Origin of the sequence: Nostoc sp. ChiSLP03a (assembly GCF_034531215.2) — a bacterium.
GTDB lineage: Bacteria > Cyanobacteriota > Cyanobacteriia > Cyanobacteriales > Nostocaceae > Nostoc.
Map to the genome: position 1 here is coordinate 1 of NZ_JAVRBQ020000179.1, position 16,828 is coordinate 16,828.

Sequence of the window (16,828 nt, forward strand, 5' to 3'; positions counted from 1 at the left end):
TTACAGCAGTTTTCTTTTGCATGAGGTACAAATTCACTGGTTTTGAGGCAGGAGGCAGAAGGCAGGAGGCAAGAGGGAGAAGAATAATTTGATTTGCGAATCCTTGGTTCTGTACCTCATTTAGTTGCAAAGTGCTGTAAAGAATCCGAAAAGCAACAACTTTATTTTGTAGCTTATGATGTACCTACAAAAGCGAGATTTAGCGATCGCCATCAAGTTTTTTCAACAGGAGTTAAGCTATGACGCGGCGACTGACTCAAGAGCAATTATCACAAATAGTTACAGAAATAGAAGGTCTGCAATTGCGTCGGGAAGCGGAACTAGACCAACAGCAGGTTAAAGAAATTTTACAGGAGTTGAATTTACCGCCAGAGTTACTAGATGAAGCGCTGATTCAGCTAAATCGCCGCCAAGCACTGGAAGTACAACAACGCCGGAATCGATGGATTACCTCTGGAGTGGTGGCAGTTGTAGTAATTGTCATTGCATTTACAATATTTTTCATGCAGCAGCAAAGTTCTACACTTTCCCGTGTTTCTGCTCAACAAGACCGCATCACTTTGACACAAAATAATAGCGGCGATTTGAAGACAATTTCCCGCCAAACCAATCCAGAAGTGTTGTATCGTGTCACTCTAAAGGATGCACCTTTGGGTAAAAAGCTGGCTCTTTCTTGTAATTGGATTGACCCAAGCGGTCAAATTGTCAAGCAAAACAACTATCAAACCCGCGAGATTAATACGTCTGTCTGGGATACCCAGTGTCGCTACACTATTAACCCAGCTGCAACTGTTGGCAATTGGAAAGTGCAGATGTTCCTAGAAGGTCGGCAGATTAGCGATGCAACCTTTGAAGTTAAATAGTTCAGATGGTTATCCCGCATCACTTTCTTGGCTATTGGGGTTACGGCGCTCAAAACGAGTTGGAAGCGCTGTTAACTACTGTGGTGGAAAACCTCTCTCCAAACCTCTCCCCTACAAGGGGAGAGGCTTTGAACTTTCCCCCTTCCCTGGTAGGGAAGGGGGTTAGGGGGTTAGGTCTGAAAAGTCAGTTTTCTGCACAGGAAAATTATTCTCCTCCCATTTGGAATGTTGTTTACATCGGACTGGATGGCAATCCCCCACTGCAACAAAATCAAATTGCTGCCATCTTTGCATCAAGATTATTTAGCTCACCCGATGCTTGGGTAATCCAGGAAAATAACTGCTTAGTTTTGGGAAGGGAAGCTTTTGGAAGAGTTCCTTTGTATTGGACTGTGCAAGGACAAATAATCTGGTTTGCATCTCAACTGCAATTACTTTTACCGATTTTGCCACAGTCAGAAGTTAGTATTGCTGGGTTATATGGCTATAGCTGTTTTTCTTACGTTCCCACACCCTTAACTGCTATTAAAGAAGTGTTTGCAGTGACGGCTGGGACGGAATTAGTTTGGCAGAGCGATCGCCAATCAGGTAAGCTGCAAACACCTGAATCTAAAAACATCCACTCGTGGCGGGAAGCGTCAGAACAGTTAACAGATGAAGCTACAGCAATTACCCAATTGCAAACTCTCCTGAAAAACTCTATTGAGCGACAAATTGCCGATTTAAAAGATGAGCCTGTCGGCGTGTTTCTCTCTGGCGGACTTGATTCTTCAGTGGTGGCGGCGCTGCTGGTACAAGCAGGGGTGAAAGTCCGCGCTTACACTTTAGATTTTGGGAACGCAGGTATTCCAGAATATCTCTATGCTGAACAAGTCGCCCAATTTCTCAGAATTCCGCTTGTTAAAGTTGCAGTAACCCCAAGTTCGATTGAGAATGCTTTAATTCCGACTGTGCAAGCATTAGATTTGCCTTATGGAGATGGTGTGTGCCGTTGTATCTTCTATCTGAGAAAGCGAGTCAGGAAACTCAGGTAATTTTTAACGGCGAAGGTGGAGATCAATTGTTTGCTGGTTGGACGAACAAACCTTTAATTGCCGCAGGTGTTTATCAAGCAGAAAATCCCGCCGGACAAGAAACTTTTATCCAGCAATATTTCCGCACCTTTCACCGTCTTGGAGGATACGAATCTCAAGTTTATCAGCCAGATATCTATGCACAGATCCAAAATTTGCATCCTGAAGATTGGCTATTGGCAGCTTTAGATTGCAATGAATGTCCATCTTTGCTGCATCGCCTCCGCCGTGCTAATTTGATGCTCAAAGGAGCGCAGAATATCCATCCCCGTGCCACTGCATTGGGGTTTGCTCATGGATTATGGGTGCGATCGCCTTTTTGTGATTTACCTCTAGCTGAGTGGACATTTCGCTTCTCTGGAGAACTCTGCTTACAGGGTGCTTGTGAAAAATATATCCTCAAACGGGCTGTAGAAAATTGGCTTCCACCCGAAATTGTCTGGCGACAAAAACGTGGTATGGGGGTTCCTTTAACTTCTTGGTGTTTAAATGATTTTTGGCATCAACTCGGCATTTGGCTCAATCCAGGAATACTTCGCGCCAACAATCATTTTTATCCTCACATCGCGGCACAAATCGTTGAAGGCAAACTGGGAGCAGCTATTCAAGGCCGTCGGATTGGTGAAACACTCTGGTTACTAATTATGTGGCAACTTTGGCGATCGCACGTTTTAAATGAAAAACTAACTAAACAGTCTTGGGATCATCCCTTTTGGTTACATCGTTGGCTATGGAGAAATTTCAAGCGATGGCAAGGTTAGATAAAAGTGAGGAGTTGGGAGTTATGAGTAAGGAGTTAGGAGTTAGGAGTGAAAAATTAATCTCCTCATCTTTCCCATTCTCTAAAGAACTTGCCGAGGAGTTACTGAATAACTACGGTTCTCCGCTTTATGTTTATAATGGCGATCGCTTGCGCGAAACTATTGAACGGATTAGCAAAGCAGTAAGCTATCCCCGCACGCAATTTCGGTTTGCCAGTGTTACTAATGGGAACATTGCACTGTTAAAAATTTTTCGCTCCTTTGGATGGGGACTTCACGCCAATACGCCAGGAGATATTTATCTGGGATTGCAAGCTGGTTTCGATCCTAGTGAGATTGTTTATAGTGGCAGTAATTTGAATCAGGCTGAGATGCTACAAGTTTTGAATTGGGGAGTTAAAACTCTCAATTTTGATAGTCTAGCTCAGTTGCAGTTGTGCTGCGAAGTTTTGCCCAAAGGCACAGAGAAATCTATTCGGCTAAGTTTACGCCTCAATTTGCCAGAAATTACCGGAGATAGCCGCATTGGTGTACGTCCAGAACAATTTGGTGATGCGATCGCTTTAACTAGTAAGGTGGGATTAAAGCTAAGTGGTTTACACTTCTATCGAGGAACGGGAACTAACGCCACAGCAGCTTTTACCCAAGTAATTGATACGGTAATCGCCACAGCCCAAAAGTTACCAGATTGGGAATATTTAGATTTTGGTGGTGGCTTTGGCTACCCTTATCATCACAACAAAACAGCCTTTGACTGGGAAATATTTGGAACTGAGTTAACCGAGAGAATTACTCGTTTAGGGCGGAAAATTGATTTGGTGATTGAACCCGGACGAAGTGCGATCGCTGGATGTGCAACTTTACTGGCTCAAGTTGTTTCGGTAAAATGGCAAGGAGAAAAACAGATTGTTGGAGTTGATACCACCGTTGCTAATCTTTCAGTACCCTCAGTACACGGCGGCTACCGAGAAATTGTCACTTGGAAGCAAGCAGACAAATCCTCAATTCCCCACTCTTATACAGAGGCGATTCATCGCATTTCTTGTACAGACGCGATGAATCGCGTCTCCCTATTCACAACTGATATTTGTGGTAACACCACCTATTCACGAGATTATTTAGGGAAAAATTGTCAACTTCCAGCCCTAGAAATTGGTGATATCGTTGCCATTCTAGATGTCGGTGCTTATGGTTATGCCATGTCGTCTCACTTTTTACACCGTCCCAAACCTGCGGAAGTCTTGCTAGAAAATGGTGCACATCGCTTGATTCGTCGGCGGGAAGACTACAGTGTTTTATTAACAAATCAGGTGCTAGATAACTAACAATTAACAAATTACATTGGGCAACTATTATGAAATGTATTAACTGCGGAACTGACAATAAACTAAAAGACCGAACAGCTAATCAAGGTCGGTGTCTAAAATGCAATCATCTCTTTGCTTTTGAACCGACTAGTATGCTGCTCTTGGTGGAAAACGGTTTATCGGCAATCCGAAACAACCGACAATATCAGTTTATATATTAGTGGATGACGAATACCAAGTAACTCAGTTTTGTGGTAATGAGCAAATTCAATCGCCAACTTTAAGAGAGCTAAATCTAACTGCTGAACAAGTGTTTAAGGCTGCTTCGGGAGAACAGTAATCAACATCACTTTGCTAATCTCAGTACTTATGTACTTTGCATATTCTCTGTATCTTATGGGCGGTATTACGACTCAGTATTCTTGATTGTTTTTGGCTCTACTGCCATAAACGTCCCGTTTCATCTATCAGCAGGGTAAGATATTTAACTCTTGAGAAGTATTGACATATTAAAATTTTATAGACTTCATCTTGCATATTCAGAAAAAACGTTATAAATTATTAGATAATAGGGGACTAATCGACTTCTTCATGTCAAAAACTAATCTTGCTCAAGTAAATATACTGCAACCAGTTTTAACTTTGCACAACTCCTAAACAGCACTGAAGATATGTTTTTGTTTGGTAAAGCAAAGATTCTGAACAGACAAGGGAACAATAAATAATCTAAAAGTATATCTTATGTGACTGTTTTTAGGAAAAATATTACTACTTGCGGTGAAAGCAACAACTAAAATTCACCAAAATAGTAATAGATTACAAGCAATTAACTAACAATAAAGTGGCATAAATATCAGCCAATTTCTTCCTTGTTAGTTGATTATTTTTTTACCAAGTTATCTTTGCTATTCAAAAAATGGTTTTTGTTATGCTGAGAATAGCAAAAATAATAAATGAAGAGACATCTACCATAAATTCACAATCCTTATGGAGTTATTCTGGTAATGCACCTAAACGAATTGGAAACTGCTGAGAATTTAAAAGAAGTAGAAGAAGCATGGCTAGCACTAGAGAAATCAATTCTCTATTATCAAGGTCGTCCTGTTGGAACAGTAGCTGCTTATGATGTTTCTGTAGAAGCGCTCAATTATGACCAGTGCTTTATTCGAGATTTTGTCTCTTCAGCTCTAATTTTTCTGATCAAAGGTAGAACAGATATTGTTCGTAATTTCTTAGAAGAAACCTTAAAATTACAGCCTAAAGAAAGAGCATTGGATGCCTATAAGCCAGGAAGAGGATTAATCCCAGCTAGCTTTAAAGTGGTATCAGAAAATGGGCAAGAATATTTAGAAGCCGACTTTGGCGAACATGCGATCGCTAGAGTTACGCCTGTAGATTCTTGCTTATGGTGGATTATTTTATTGCGCGCTTATATAGTCGCCACAAAAGATTTTTCTCTCGCCTATCAACCTGAATTCCAAAATGGAATCAGGTTAATCATGGAAATCTGTTTGGCGAATCGTTTTGATATGTACCCAACGCTGTTGGTTCCAGATGGCGCTTGTATGATTGACCGTCGTATGGGCATTTATGGGCATCCTTTAGAATTGCAAGTCCTTTTTTACACGGCATTGCGTGCATCTCGCGAACTGCTAATTTGTCAAGGTAATTCTGATATTGTTGAAGCCATTGATAACCGGTTGCCTCTATTATGCGCTCATATTCGCCAGCATTATTGGATAGATATTAATCGTCTGAATGCAATTTATCGCTTCAAAAGTGAAGAATATGGCAAGGCTGCTGTTAATCTGTTCAACATATATGTAGATTCTGTTCCCTATTATGAATTGGACAAGTGGCTACCAAGAAAAGGTGGTTATCTAGCAGGTAATGTTGGGCCATCGCAGCTAGATACTCGCTTCTTTTCACTCGGAAACTTAATGGCAATCATTTCCGACTTAGCCACCGAAGAACAGTCACAAGCGATTATGACTCTTATTGAGGAACGATGGGATGATTTGGTGGGAGATATGCCAATGAAAATTTGTTTCCCAGCTTTGGAACATGAAGAATACAGAATTGTAACTGGATGTGACCCCAAAAATATACCTTGGTCGTATCATAATGCTGGTAGTTGGCCTGTATTAATGTGGATGTTGGCGGCGGCGGCTGTAAAAACTAATAGAACAAATCTTGCACAAAAGGCGATTGAAACTGCCCAAGGACGACTTAGTACAGATGAATGGCCAGAGTATTACGATGGGAAAAAAGGGCGACTGATTGGCAAACAAGCTAGAAAATATCAAACTTGGACTATCACTGGGTTCTTATTAGCAAAAGAACTGATGGCAGACCCCACTTCTTTACCATTAATCAGCTTTGGAAAATTGCCAGCAGAACAGGTTTCTAGAGCGTGCGAGTTTGAAATTGCCAGTGTAGATCCCTATATGTCTTGATAGGTAAGTTATGAGTTGGGAGTTATTTAATTTTGGATTTTAGATTTTAGATTTTTACTTCAATCCCAAATCCAAAATTCAAAATCTAAAATTGGCAGAGTTGGGAGTTATTTAATTTTGGATTTTAGATTTTAGATTTTTACTTCAATCCCAAATCCAAAATTCAAAATCTAAAATTGGCAGAGTTGGGAGTTAGAATACAAAAGCCTCCTGACTCCTGAATCGTGTTTTCATGACAAACCCCCGTCAATTAGCTTTTATCGCCTTACGAGATGTTCATAAGGGGGCTTATGCTGATGTTGCCCTAGATAGAGTGCTGCAAAAAGTTAATTTGCCTGATTGCGATCGCCGCTTAGTGACAGAATTGGTTTATGGGAGCGTCAGAAGGCAACGCACCCTCGATACTCTCATCGATCGATTCGCTAAAAAGAAATCTCATCAACAACCACCAGACCTCCGCACTATCTTACATCTGGGCTTTTACCAACTGCGTTATCAAGAGCGTATTCCCGCCTCAGCTGCTGTTAATACCACAGTCCAACTCGCTAAAGAAAACGGTTTTGCTGGACTGGCGGGTTTTGTTAACGGTTTATTACGACAATACATCCGGCTTGCAGAGAAGATAAAGGGCGATGCGTTACAACTTCCAGAAAATCCAGTAGAATTCTCTGACTTTTCACCGGATCTGGAAAACCTCTCTCCAAACCTCTCCCCTACAAGGGGAGAGGCTTTGAATTCTCCCCCTTCCCTACTAGGGAAGGGGGCTGGGGGGTTAGGTTTCGCGTTAATTCCAAATGATGTAAAAAGTCAGGTGGAACGCTTGGGCATTTTACACAGTTTTCCTGATTGGATTGTTCAAGTTTGGTTAGAACAACTGGGTTTTGCTGAGACAGAACAACTGTGTGAATGGATGAACCAATCACCAACCATTGACTTACGCATCAACCCACTTCGCACTTCCATTGAAAAAGTTGAGACGGCTTTGCAATCTGCTGGTGTTTTGGTGAGACGGATTCCTCATTTACCGCAAGCTTTACGATTTATTGGTAATACTGGGTCAATTCAAAAACTACCGGGTTTTAAAGAAGGTTGGTGGACTGTACAAGATGCTAGCGCTCAATTGGTAAGTCATTTGCTCGACCCCCAACCAGGTGAGGTGATAATTGATGCTTGTGCTGCACCAGGGGGGAAAACAACCCACATTGCTGAATTAATGGCAGATAAAGGTAAAATTTGGGCTTGCGATCGCACTGCTTCTCGTCTTCGCAAACTCCAAGAAAATTCTCAACGGCTAAATTTACAATCTATTCAAATTTACACTGGTGACAGCCGCCACTTCAAGCAATTTCAAAACACCGCAGACCGCGTATTACTCGATGCTCCATGTTCTGGTTTAGGAACCATGCACCGTCATGCTGATGCGCGTTGGCGACAGACACCAGAATCAGTCCGAGAACTTTCGGTGCTGCAACGAGAATTATTGACACATACATCAACTTTTGTCAAACCTGGTGGTGTACTAGTTTATGCTACGTGTACATTGCATCCGGCGGAAAATGAACAAGTAGTTTCGGCGTTTTTAGCTGATTCACCTGATTGGCAAATTGAGTCTCCTATTGGCATTGATTTACCTGATTCTACCGATAGTACACCTCAAGGTTGGTTTAAACTTTGGCCCCATCGACAGGACATAGATGGTTTTTTTATGGTGCGCTTAAGAAAAACCAATAATTCCGAGTGAATACTGTTTGGGATTGTACGATTTGGTGGAGGCCTGAATCTACCAGAGGAGGCAGCAATGGTTTCCCCTTCCAATGTGAAAAACTTAGTTAAAATCCTGATTGGAGCTGCCTGGATCGATGGCAGAATCCAGCCAGAAGAACGGCAATATCTCCGCGAAATAGCTCAAGCAAAAGGTTTAGCTAACGACCCAGAAATTAAGCCTTGGCTGTACGAATTAGTTCCTGTGCAGCCAAAAGAATGCTACGACTGGGTACGGGAGTATCTAGGCGATCGCCCCAGTCTTGAAGATTGCGAAAATCTGATTGAAGCCATCAGTGGCTTAATTTATAGCGATGGTGAAGTTGCTGTCGAAGAAGCCAGACTCCTGACGCAATTGCAGGATATAGCGAAGCCGAATGAGTCAAATCAACCAGCTCCGACTGCGCTTCTCAAACAAATTCAAAAGCTTTACCGCCGTTGGGTTGAAGTCCAAAACTAACATGGAACTATGAGTTGATCCCAGAGGAGGCGGTGAATTATCTCACTGCCTTTTTGTGTAAGACGCGATAAATCGCGTCTTTACATGAGGGTTTTGGGTTATAGCAAGGGACTGGGGACTGGGGATTGGGGATTGGGTGAAAAGTCTTGTTGTGTCTAAGTTTTATCATCTGTTAATGTCCTAACCACCAAGGCTTGTGCTATATCTGAACTGTATTGGCTTAAATCCACGTTTTTGAAGATGCTACTTTTAGACATTCTTGAAGAAACTGTTGGGGAATTTCTCTACTTTCTCCCCAATGTAGATGGACATAAGAAGCATAAATATTTGCAGGTAAACCCCATCCTTCGCATCCCATATTTTCGTCACAATCGTAGCGAGAAGTTTCAAATAGGGGTTGAGTGGGAGTTAAGGTTAAATGGGAACGATGAAACTCATGTCCGTAAACAGTTGTATTTGCTTTAACTAACAAATTATCTTGCAAAGCTATAGCACGACGATAGCCCAAAGTTAAACGTCCACCCATCACAGCAGATGTTGGTAGCACTCCCGCCATTGACCAAGATTTACCTTCAAAATCGATAATTTGCTCGCACAAATACATCAATCCGCCGCATTCGGCGATTGTAGGCATTCCTTTAAGTATTACCGTTTTCACTGCGTGACGAACGCTAGAATTTTCTGCGAGTTGCTGGGCAAAAACTTCCGGGAAACCACCGCCAAAATACATTCCCTGAATATCTTTTGGTATACCAGCATCTTCTAAGGGACTCCAGAAAACCAATTCTGCACCAAGCTGTTGCAGCAAATCGAGATTGTCTTGGTAGTAAAAATTAAAAGCGCGATCGCGGGCTACTGCAATCCTAACTGGGAATGAGGCAGATAAGGAAGATGAAGCAAAGCCAGAAAGGGGTTCTGATTTTAACAAAGGTAATAAACGCTGCCAGTCAAAGCAAGTATCTCCTAAATCGGCGAGACGATCGATTAAAGCATTGAGTTCGGGAAGTTCGGCTGTGGGTACTAAACCCAAATGGCGATCGGGAATTGTGATGTTATCTTGACGGCGCATTACGCCGAGAATGGGTAATTGTAAAGGTTCTAGGGAATCTTTCAAGAGAGAGAGATGGCGATCGCTCCCGACGCGATTTAATACTACCCCAGCTATTTTAATTCGGGGATCAAAAGATCGATAGCCGTGTGCGATCGCAGCCACAGAACCAGATAAACGACTGCAATCGATCGCTAACACCACAGGCAAATCTAACAGCCGCGCAATGTGTGCCGTACTTGCAAAATCAGTGGGGGATTGGGCATAGGGCATTGAGCATTGGGCATGATTATTTTCCTTGTCCCCTTGTCCCCTTGTCCCCTTGTCTCCCTTGTCCCCATGCCCCATGCCCCATTCTCCATGCCCAATTCCATCAAACAACCCCATCACCCCTTCCACGAGGGCATATTCACTCAGTTGGCTATGATAGGCAAAACATTGCTGAACGTAAACTTCAGAAGTCAATACGGGGTCTAAATTGCGACAAGCACGACCAGTTACGTGTTGATGAAACATCGGATCGATGTAGTCTGGCCCCACCTTAAAAGATTGTACCAAGCGATCGCGACGGCGTAAAGATGCTAAAAGGGTGAGCGTGACTGTTGTCTTACCCACCCCACTACGTTCTCCGGCAATGACTAAAGCCATAAATGAAACAAATTAGGTTTTTATGTAGCAACTATTTCGATTATTGGCTGTGTGTCTATCGTCAATACAGTTTGGTTAAGATCCCCCCGCCTACGGCGATCCCCTTAAAAAGTGGGTAAAAGAGCCTTGGAAGCCCCCCTTTTTAAGGGGGGTTGGGGGGATCTTCAAAATATGAAAACGTTAACCAAACCGTATTGCGTCTATCGTCGCTTTTTGCAAAAGCAGATGCACCAGTTTCTCCAACCAACTAACTCAAACTTATACCAATTAGAAACCAGAAAACCAGTCAATTAGGGGAGTTGGGTTGAAAACGTCTGTTTAATAATACAGTTGGAGATTAGCCGAGATCGGATAATAATTAGCTACCAAAAGAGGAAAGTTTTATGATTAGAGTGCATCATCTTAACAACTCGCGATCGCAGCGAGTGCTGTGGCTGCTTGAAGAATTAGGTATCGAATACGAAATCGAGTTCTATGAACGCGATGCCAAGACGATGATGGCACCGGAGTCGCTGCGCCAAGTCCATCCTCTCGGCAAGTCACCAGTAATCACAGATGCAGACTTGACGATCGCTGAGTCGGGTGCAATTATCGAATACCTAGTCGATCGCTATGGTAATGGTCGGTTAGTCCCAGCATCCGGTACGCCGGAGCATCTGCGCTACAAGTATTGGCTGCATTACGCCGAAGGTTCGGCAATGCCACTGTTGGTAATGCGGTTGATATTAAACAATTTCGGGGCAGGCGACAGCAGTGTGGTTAGCGGATTCGTCGCACCCCAGATCAAACTTCACTTTGACTACATAGAAGACGAACTCCGTAAAAATACGTGGTTTGTAGGCAATGAATTTACCGCCGCCGATATCCAAATGAGCTTTCCTCTAGAAGTAATCGCTGCACTCCCCGAAGAAGTTGAGAACCGGCCAAAGCTGAAAGAATTTGTCGAGCGCATTCATGAACGACCTGCTTACAAACGCGCCCTGGAGCGTGGAGGTAAATACGAGGTATCTTTTCAATAGACTTCTTGCATGAATCGATGAGCTTTCACCCTAAATCCTTCTCCCAAGCAAGGCTACAGTGTACACAAAAGTCTTCTAAAGCTGTCCCACGTCTTGAGCTGCTATGTTAATGCATCGACCTGTTATGTTAATACATCGACTTGTTATGCCAATGCATTGACTTGTTATGTTAATACATCGACCTGTTATGTTAATACATCGACTTGTTATGTTAATACATCGACCTGTTATGTTAATACATCGACTTGTTATGTTAATGCATCGACCTGCTATGCCAATGCATTGACTTGTTATGTTAATACATCGACTTGCAAAGATTAGCCCACCCTAAGTTACACCTGACTTTTCACATTATGTGGAAAAGCTAACGATTGACCTAACCCCCTAACCCCCTTCCCTGCGAGGGAAGGGGGAAAATTCCAAGTCTCTCTCCTTTTAGGAGAGAGAAATAGAAGAGAGGTTTTCCAGATACCGTGAAAAGTCAGAAATTACACAGCAACTCTAAAAGACTAATGTGTACAGCGTAGCCCAAGCTTAAGAGAAGGTTGGGACAATACGGTTCGATTAAGATTTTTTGATGAAAATTATTGCTCGCCAAAGACGCGATACGCCGTCAAGACAAAAGATTGATTATTGTAGAGACATGATGAATCCCGTCTCTTGCTTTAACCGAACAGTATTGATTTAACACCAAGGAAAATATGGCGGTTCTCGCGTGGATGCAATATACTCTGACCTCACTTCCATTCCTCTCTTAAAAGGAGAGAGGCTTTGAATCTTACTCCCCTTCCCTACAAGGGAAGGGGCTGGGGGTTAGGTCTGTATTGGACTCAACCGAGAAGCGCTATAGAAAAACCCTCCAGATGATTGAAATATCCAAAAATCTGAAGAGTTTGTGTTTGATTTCCGCAATTTTGGTAACTTTTATTGTTTCCAGGCGCAACTAACTATTTGTTTCCAATTTGAAAATATTCGCAGTTACTCCCAGACTTTCTTCAAAAAGTGACTCGCGACCCCAGCGTTGTACCTGCTGACTCAGCAATGCTTCCGCCTTTTGTTCCGAAAGTGAAGTCACCTGTTGAAACAGACCAGCAGATTGAGCGCCGCCGTGGGTTTCCATCCGCATACAACCACCAGTTTCCGAGCAAATTACTGTACCACAGTCTGCCTTCGGATTGGTCGAACTGAGGCGCAAAGCAATCAAGTCGCCAGCAATTTCACCCACATCAGCAAGGGGAACACCCGCTAATTCGGTTTCTACTTGGCGTTGGTCTTGGGCAATAAAGTTAATGCGAGTGATGTCATAATCTCCGGTTTCCTTTTTATAAGAAACTGGCTGCCATCCTAGACGACTTCCCAACCAACCCAAAAACAGCAATGCTTGTGCCGGGTTGCCTTTTTCGTAATCAATAGTTACTCGGTCAACTTCCCCAAGGGCGGCCCGACGATGAGGTGAGTCGTAAGCTTCAGCTGTCAATTCCTGCCATGCTGATAGGCGACGCCAGTTGAGGTCAGCCAAAGGAACCCCACTTTCCACCAATTCTTGGAGGTGGAGTAAATCGTTTTCTGGCTCGTTAAAGCGGCAAGAATCCACAATCACATTATTGCAGACGGCTGCCAACCGCTTGAATAGAGCGTTATTCGGGTCTGGTGTTGCTTTCCACCAGAGAAACTTTGGTAAGCCGCCAATCAACAATGCTGGAAGCATACCACCGATGCGTTCTAAGGCAGCAGCAGTTCCACTGAGAGTGATGTATTCGCAACAAATTAGTGTGCTTGACGATTGCTTTTGGATTGGGCAATAGGCAGAAACCTGAGCCTTAACCCCTGTATCTTCGCCAGTAATGGGAAATAGCGCGATGATGCGGCAGGGGTTGCGGAGGGCGATTTCATCAGCAATTCTGGGGCTTGGGGCATTTAAACTTAAGCTGGGAAGTTCAATAGAACCATTGTCTCCCGTAGCACCGTTTCCTTGACGTTTGATGAATTCTTCTCTCAAGATAGCCAGGGTTTCAGGTGTTGCTGTTCCCGTATCTGGCAGAGCATATTTTGTCTGCACTTGCCGCAAGGCAGCTACCATCTGAGGCCCTAAAATCCCGTCAAGCGGGCCGTTGTAAAATCCCAAAGTAGCCAAAAGATATTGGGTTTCTTCGGGTTCGTAAACCACTAAAGTAAATGTTGTGGCGCGGGTGGCAGCAGGAAGCCCACCGTCCTCGCCAGTAATACCATAACTTTGCCAAATTTGATGAAGTTCCGCTTCTATTTCGTTAAGCGAAATATCTTTTGGCGCCTGAAGTGAATAAATTGTAGAAGCTTGGGGAGCCATAGTAGATTTTGGATTTTGGATTTTGGATTTTGAATTTTATCATTGGTCATTTGTCATTTGTCATTTGTTGTTACTAGTGACTAATGACCAATGACTAATGACTAATATTTAGAGTCTGCGCCAGCGGCGGCCATCCTGGTTAATTAAGAATTCTGCTTCTGTTGGTTCCCAGGTTCCAGCTTCATACTGGGGAATAGTATTGGCGTCGGCGGGTGCATCCCAAACGGAAAGGGCTGGCGTTACGACCTGCCAAGCGGCTTCTACTTCATCCGCGCGAGTGAATAATGTTTGATCGCCCATCATACAATCAAGGAATAAGCGATCGTAGGCATCAGATGTGGCTTGGATGCCAAAGGAACCATAACTAAAGTCCATGTCAACGGAACGGGTACGGAATTCTGCCCCTGGCATTTTCACATCAAAACGCAGGGAAATACCTTCATTCGGCTGAATCCGCATCGTCAAAATATTGGCGTTTGTCTGTTGGGCAGCTGATTGGAACATCCGAGACGGAACTTCGCGAAAGTGAATCGAAATCTCACTGACTTTTTTCGGCATCCGCTTCCCGGTACGCAAGTAGAAAGGAACACCTTTCCAGCGCCAGTTATCTACCACAAACTTCATGGCGACGTAGGTCGGTGTGGTGGAGTTGGGATTAACGCCTGGTTCTGTCCGATACCCTGGCACTGCTTGACCCTTCATCCAGCCAGCACTATACTGACCGCGTACTGCTGACCGCGACAGATTCTGAACATCAGCTAAACGAGTAGCTTGGAGTACCTTCACTTTTTCTGTGCGGATGCTGTCGGCATCCATTGCATTAGGCGCTTCCATCGCTGTTAGGCAGTAAAGTTGCATGAGGTGATTTTGCAACATATCCCGCAATGCGCCGGCGCTTTCATAATAACCAGCCCGGTCTTCCACTCCCACGGTTTCTGCCACGGTAATTTGCACGTGGTCAACAAATTGACGATTCCACAACGGCTCAAAAATCGCATTCGCAAAGCGAAACACCAACAAATTTTGAACTGTTTCTTTACCCAAGTAATGGTCAATGCGGTATACTTGGTTTTCTTTGCAATATTTCTGTACCACTTGGTTAAGACTCTGGGCAGAAGCCAAATCCCGACCAAAGGGTTTTTCAATTACTAGACGATGTTTGTAGGGATCTTCTAGCATCCCGGCGGTTCCTAGCTGCTTAATCGCTTCGGGAAAGAATGAGGGGGCAACTGAGAGGTAGAACATACGATTACCTCGTGTGCCCCGTTTTTCGTCTAATTCACTCAATAAGTTTTTCAGTTTTTGGTAGCCTTCGGGGTTGTCTATATCCCCAGGACTATAGAACAGACCTTGAGAGAAATCTTGCCAGAGTTCCCCTAAATCAACATCCGCATGTGCTTCTTCCATCCCCTTTTGCATTTGTTCGCGGAAGTACTCATGGCTCCATTCTCTACGTGCCACACCGACAATGGTTGTTTCTGGGGGAATACGCCGTTCTCGCCGCAATTTGTAAAGTGCTGGCACTAGTTTGCGCCAGGTGAGATCGCCAGAAGCGCCAAAAATGACTATAATCTGGGGTTCGGACATCCGTTGTTGTTGCAGACCAACGCGCAAGGGATTTTCTAGCAGACTAACCATAACAATTTTGGATTTTGGGTTTTAGATTTTGAGATTGGGGACTGGGTATTAGGGACTGGGTATTGGGTATTGGGTATTGGTGTTGAGAGTTTGGTATTGAGTACTGGGTATTAGGAAAATTGTTTACCATTCCCCAGTCCCCAATCCCTAGTCCCTAGTCCCCAATCCCTAGTCCCTAGTCCCTAGTCCCTACACTGGTGACAATACCTTGATCTTGTCTTCTAAAGAGTTCATCAAGGACTGGAAGGGCTGGATAAACTTGTCAATACCATCGACTAACAGTTCATCCATGACGTTATCGAGATCGATGTTGATGTCGGGATCTTTGAGGTTTTCGATCAGCGTGTAAGCATTATCTAAATCTGTTTCTAAGCGATCGCCTACGTTACAATGATCGGCACAAGCTTTAATGGTCGCTGGTGGTACGGTGTTGACGGTATCATGGCCAATCAACTCTTCGATATACATCACGTCTCTGTAGTTGGGGTCTTTGGTGCTGGTGCTAGCCCAAAGTAGCCGTTGTTGTGTAGCTCCTTTTGCTGCCAAATCTTGCCAACGCTCGCTTCTAATGATTTTCTTGTATTCTTGATACGCAATCTTAGCGTTAGCGATCGCTACTTTTCCTTTAACAGCTTTTAGCTTTGCTTCCACGGAAATATCATCAACGCCTTTTTTCAACTTAGCATCAATTTTGCCGTCAATGTTGCTATCGATCCGGCTGAGGAAGAAGCTAGCGACTGAAGAAATTTTACTGATGTCTTTACCTTCAGCCACTCGTTTTTCTAAGCCCCGAATATAAGCCATTGCTGTGTTTACATAGCTTTCTACAGAAAACAGCAGCGTAATATTAACATTCATCCCTTCGGATATTACCTGTTCTACTGCTGGCAAACCATGTTCTGTACCAGGAATTTTAATCATCAGATTTTCCCGACCGATTTCTTGAAAATAACGTCGGGCTTGGGTTATGGTTGCTTCAGTATCATGGGCAATGGTTGGCGGTACTTCAATACTCACATAACCATCTAATCTATTCGAGGCTTCATAAACAGGGCGTAAAATATCACAGGCATTACGGATATCTGCAAAAACCAGGGATTCGTAAATTTTGTCTATGGGTAAGTTAGCCCGAACTCCGGCTTGGATATCGGCATCATAAATAACGTTACCAGCGATCGCTTTTTCAAAGATCGCTGGATTAGAGGTAATTCCAGAGATTCCTTGATTTTCAACCAGTTCTTTCAGTTCCCCTGATTGAATAATGTCACGGGTCAAATTATCCATCCAGATACTTTGACCGTATTGGTTAATTTCTAGTAGATGATTGGTAGACATAGCTCTAATTTGTTTCACTCCTGTATAGTGATGTTTCTAAGTAAGTTGACAAAACCTATCAAATATTGATGGTGACTTTTGAATTGTGGCGTTGCCAATCACTTATTGCATCGGCCGGCTGAGATAATCTTTA

10 protein-coding genes and 2 pseudogenes are annotated in these 16,828 nt (G+C 43.5%); 8 read left to right on the forward strand and 4 right to left on the reverse strand.

The annotated features are described in order from the left end of the window. Window positions 1–239: 239 nt before the first annotated feature. The 7 genes and pseudogenes from RMY32_RS30080 (at window position 240) to RMY32_RS30110 (ending at window position 8,681) form a co-directional block, all read left to right on the forward strand. Complete coding sequence (locus RMY32_RS30080; protein ID WP_322713875.1) at window positions 240–863, forward strand: DUF3859 domain-containing protein; 624 nt, start codon at window positions 240–242, stop codon at window positions 861–863. Between the two features lie 5 nt (window positions 864–868). Next, window positions 869–2,697: pseudogene (locus RMY32_RS30085) on the forward strand (asparagine synthetase B family protein). Beyond that, the gene (locus RMY32_RS30090; protein ID WP_322713876.1) at window positions 2,685–4,022 is read left to right on the forward strand and encodes a decarboxylase; all 1,338 of its coding nucleotides are present in this window, start codon (window positions 2,685–2,687) and stop codon (window positions 4,020–4,022) included. The pseudogene RMY32_RS30085 and the gene RMY32_RS30090 overlap by 13 nt, the downstream one beginning before the upstream one ends. A 133-nt stretch (window positions 4,023–4,155) precedes the next feature. Next, window positions 4,156–4,344 (forward strand): annotated as a pseudogene (locus RMY32_RS30095) (Uma2 family endonuclease); the annotation flags it as partial. A gap of 664 nt (window positions 4,345–5,008) precedes the next feature. Then, window positions 5,009–6,460: a glycoside hydrolase 100 family protein gene (locus RMY32_RS30100; protein WP_322713877.1), complete on the forward strand. Its 1,452-nt coding sequence runs from the start codon at window positions 5,009–5,011 to the stop codon at window positions 6,458–6,460. A gap of 232 nt (window positions 6,461–6,692) precedes the next feature. After that, entirely contained in the window at window positions 6,693–8,201 is a 1,509-nt protein-coding gene (gene rsmB / locus RMY32_RS30105; RefSeq protein WP_322713878.1) for a 16S rRNA (cytosine(967)-C(5))-methyltransferase RsmB, read from the forward strand. A gap of 57 nt (window positions 8,202–8,258) precedes the next feature. After that, window positions 8,259–8,681 (forward strand): TerB family tellurite resistance protein, encoded by a 423-nt coding sequence (locus RMY32_RS30110; protein ID WP_289797368.1) that lies wholly within the window; start codon window positions 8,259–8,261, stop codon window positions 8,679–8,681. Window positions 8,682–8,901: 220 nt separating this feature from the next. Here RMY32_RS30110 and RMY32_RS30115 read toward each other — a convergent pair whose 3' ends face one another. Further along, window positions 8,902–10,377: a cobyrinate a,c-diamide synthase gene (locus RMY32_RS30115; RefSeq protein WP_322713879.1), complete on the reverse strand. Its 1,476-nt coding sequence runs from the start codon at window positions 10,375–10,377 to the stop codon at window positions 8,902–8,904. Window positions 10,378–10,760: 383 nt separating this feature from the next. Between RMY32_RS30115 and RMY32_RS30120 the strand changes: the two genes are divergently transcribed. Further along, window positions 10,761–11,396: a glutathione S-transferase gene (locus RMY32_RS30120; protein WP_322713880.1), complete on the forward strand. Its 636-nt coding sequence runs from the start codon at window positions 10,761–10,763 to the stop codon at window positions 11,394–11,396. Window positions 11,397–12,339: 943 nt separating this feature from the next. On the opposite strand, the gene opcA is transcribed toward RMY32_RS30120, so the two are convergent. The 3 genes from opcA to tal form a co-directional block, all read right to left on the reverse strand. Beyond that, a complete protein-coding gene (opcA, locus tag RMY32_RS30125; protein ID WP_322713881.1) occupies window positions 12,340–13,722 on the reverse strand; it encodes a glucose-6-phosphate dehydrogenase assembly protein OpcA in 1,383 nt (460 codons plus the stop codon). A gap of 108 nt (window positions 13,723–13,830) precedes the next feature. Beyond that, complete coding sequence (gene zwf, locus RMY32_RS30130) at window positions 13,831–15,360, reverse strand: glucose-6-phosphate dehydrogenase (RefSeq protein WP_322696431.1); 1,530 nt, start codon at window positions 15,358–15,360, stop codon at window positions 13,831–13,833. A 189-nt stretch (window positions 15,361–15,549) separates the two neighbouring features. Next, on the reverse strand, window positions 15,550–16,695 hold the full coding sequence (gene tal / locus RMY32_RS30135; protein WP_322713882.1) for a transaldolase: 1,146 nt from the start codon (window positions 16,693–16,695) through the stop codon (window positions 15,550–15,552). Between the last annotated feature and the right edge of the window lie 133 nt (window positions 16,696–16,828).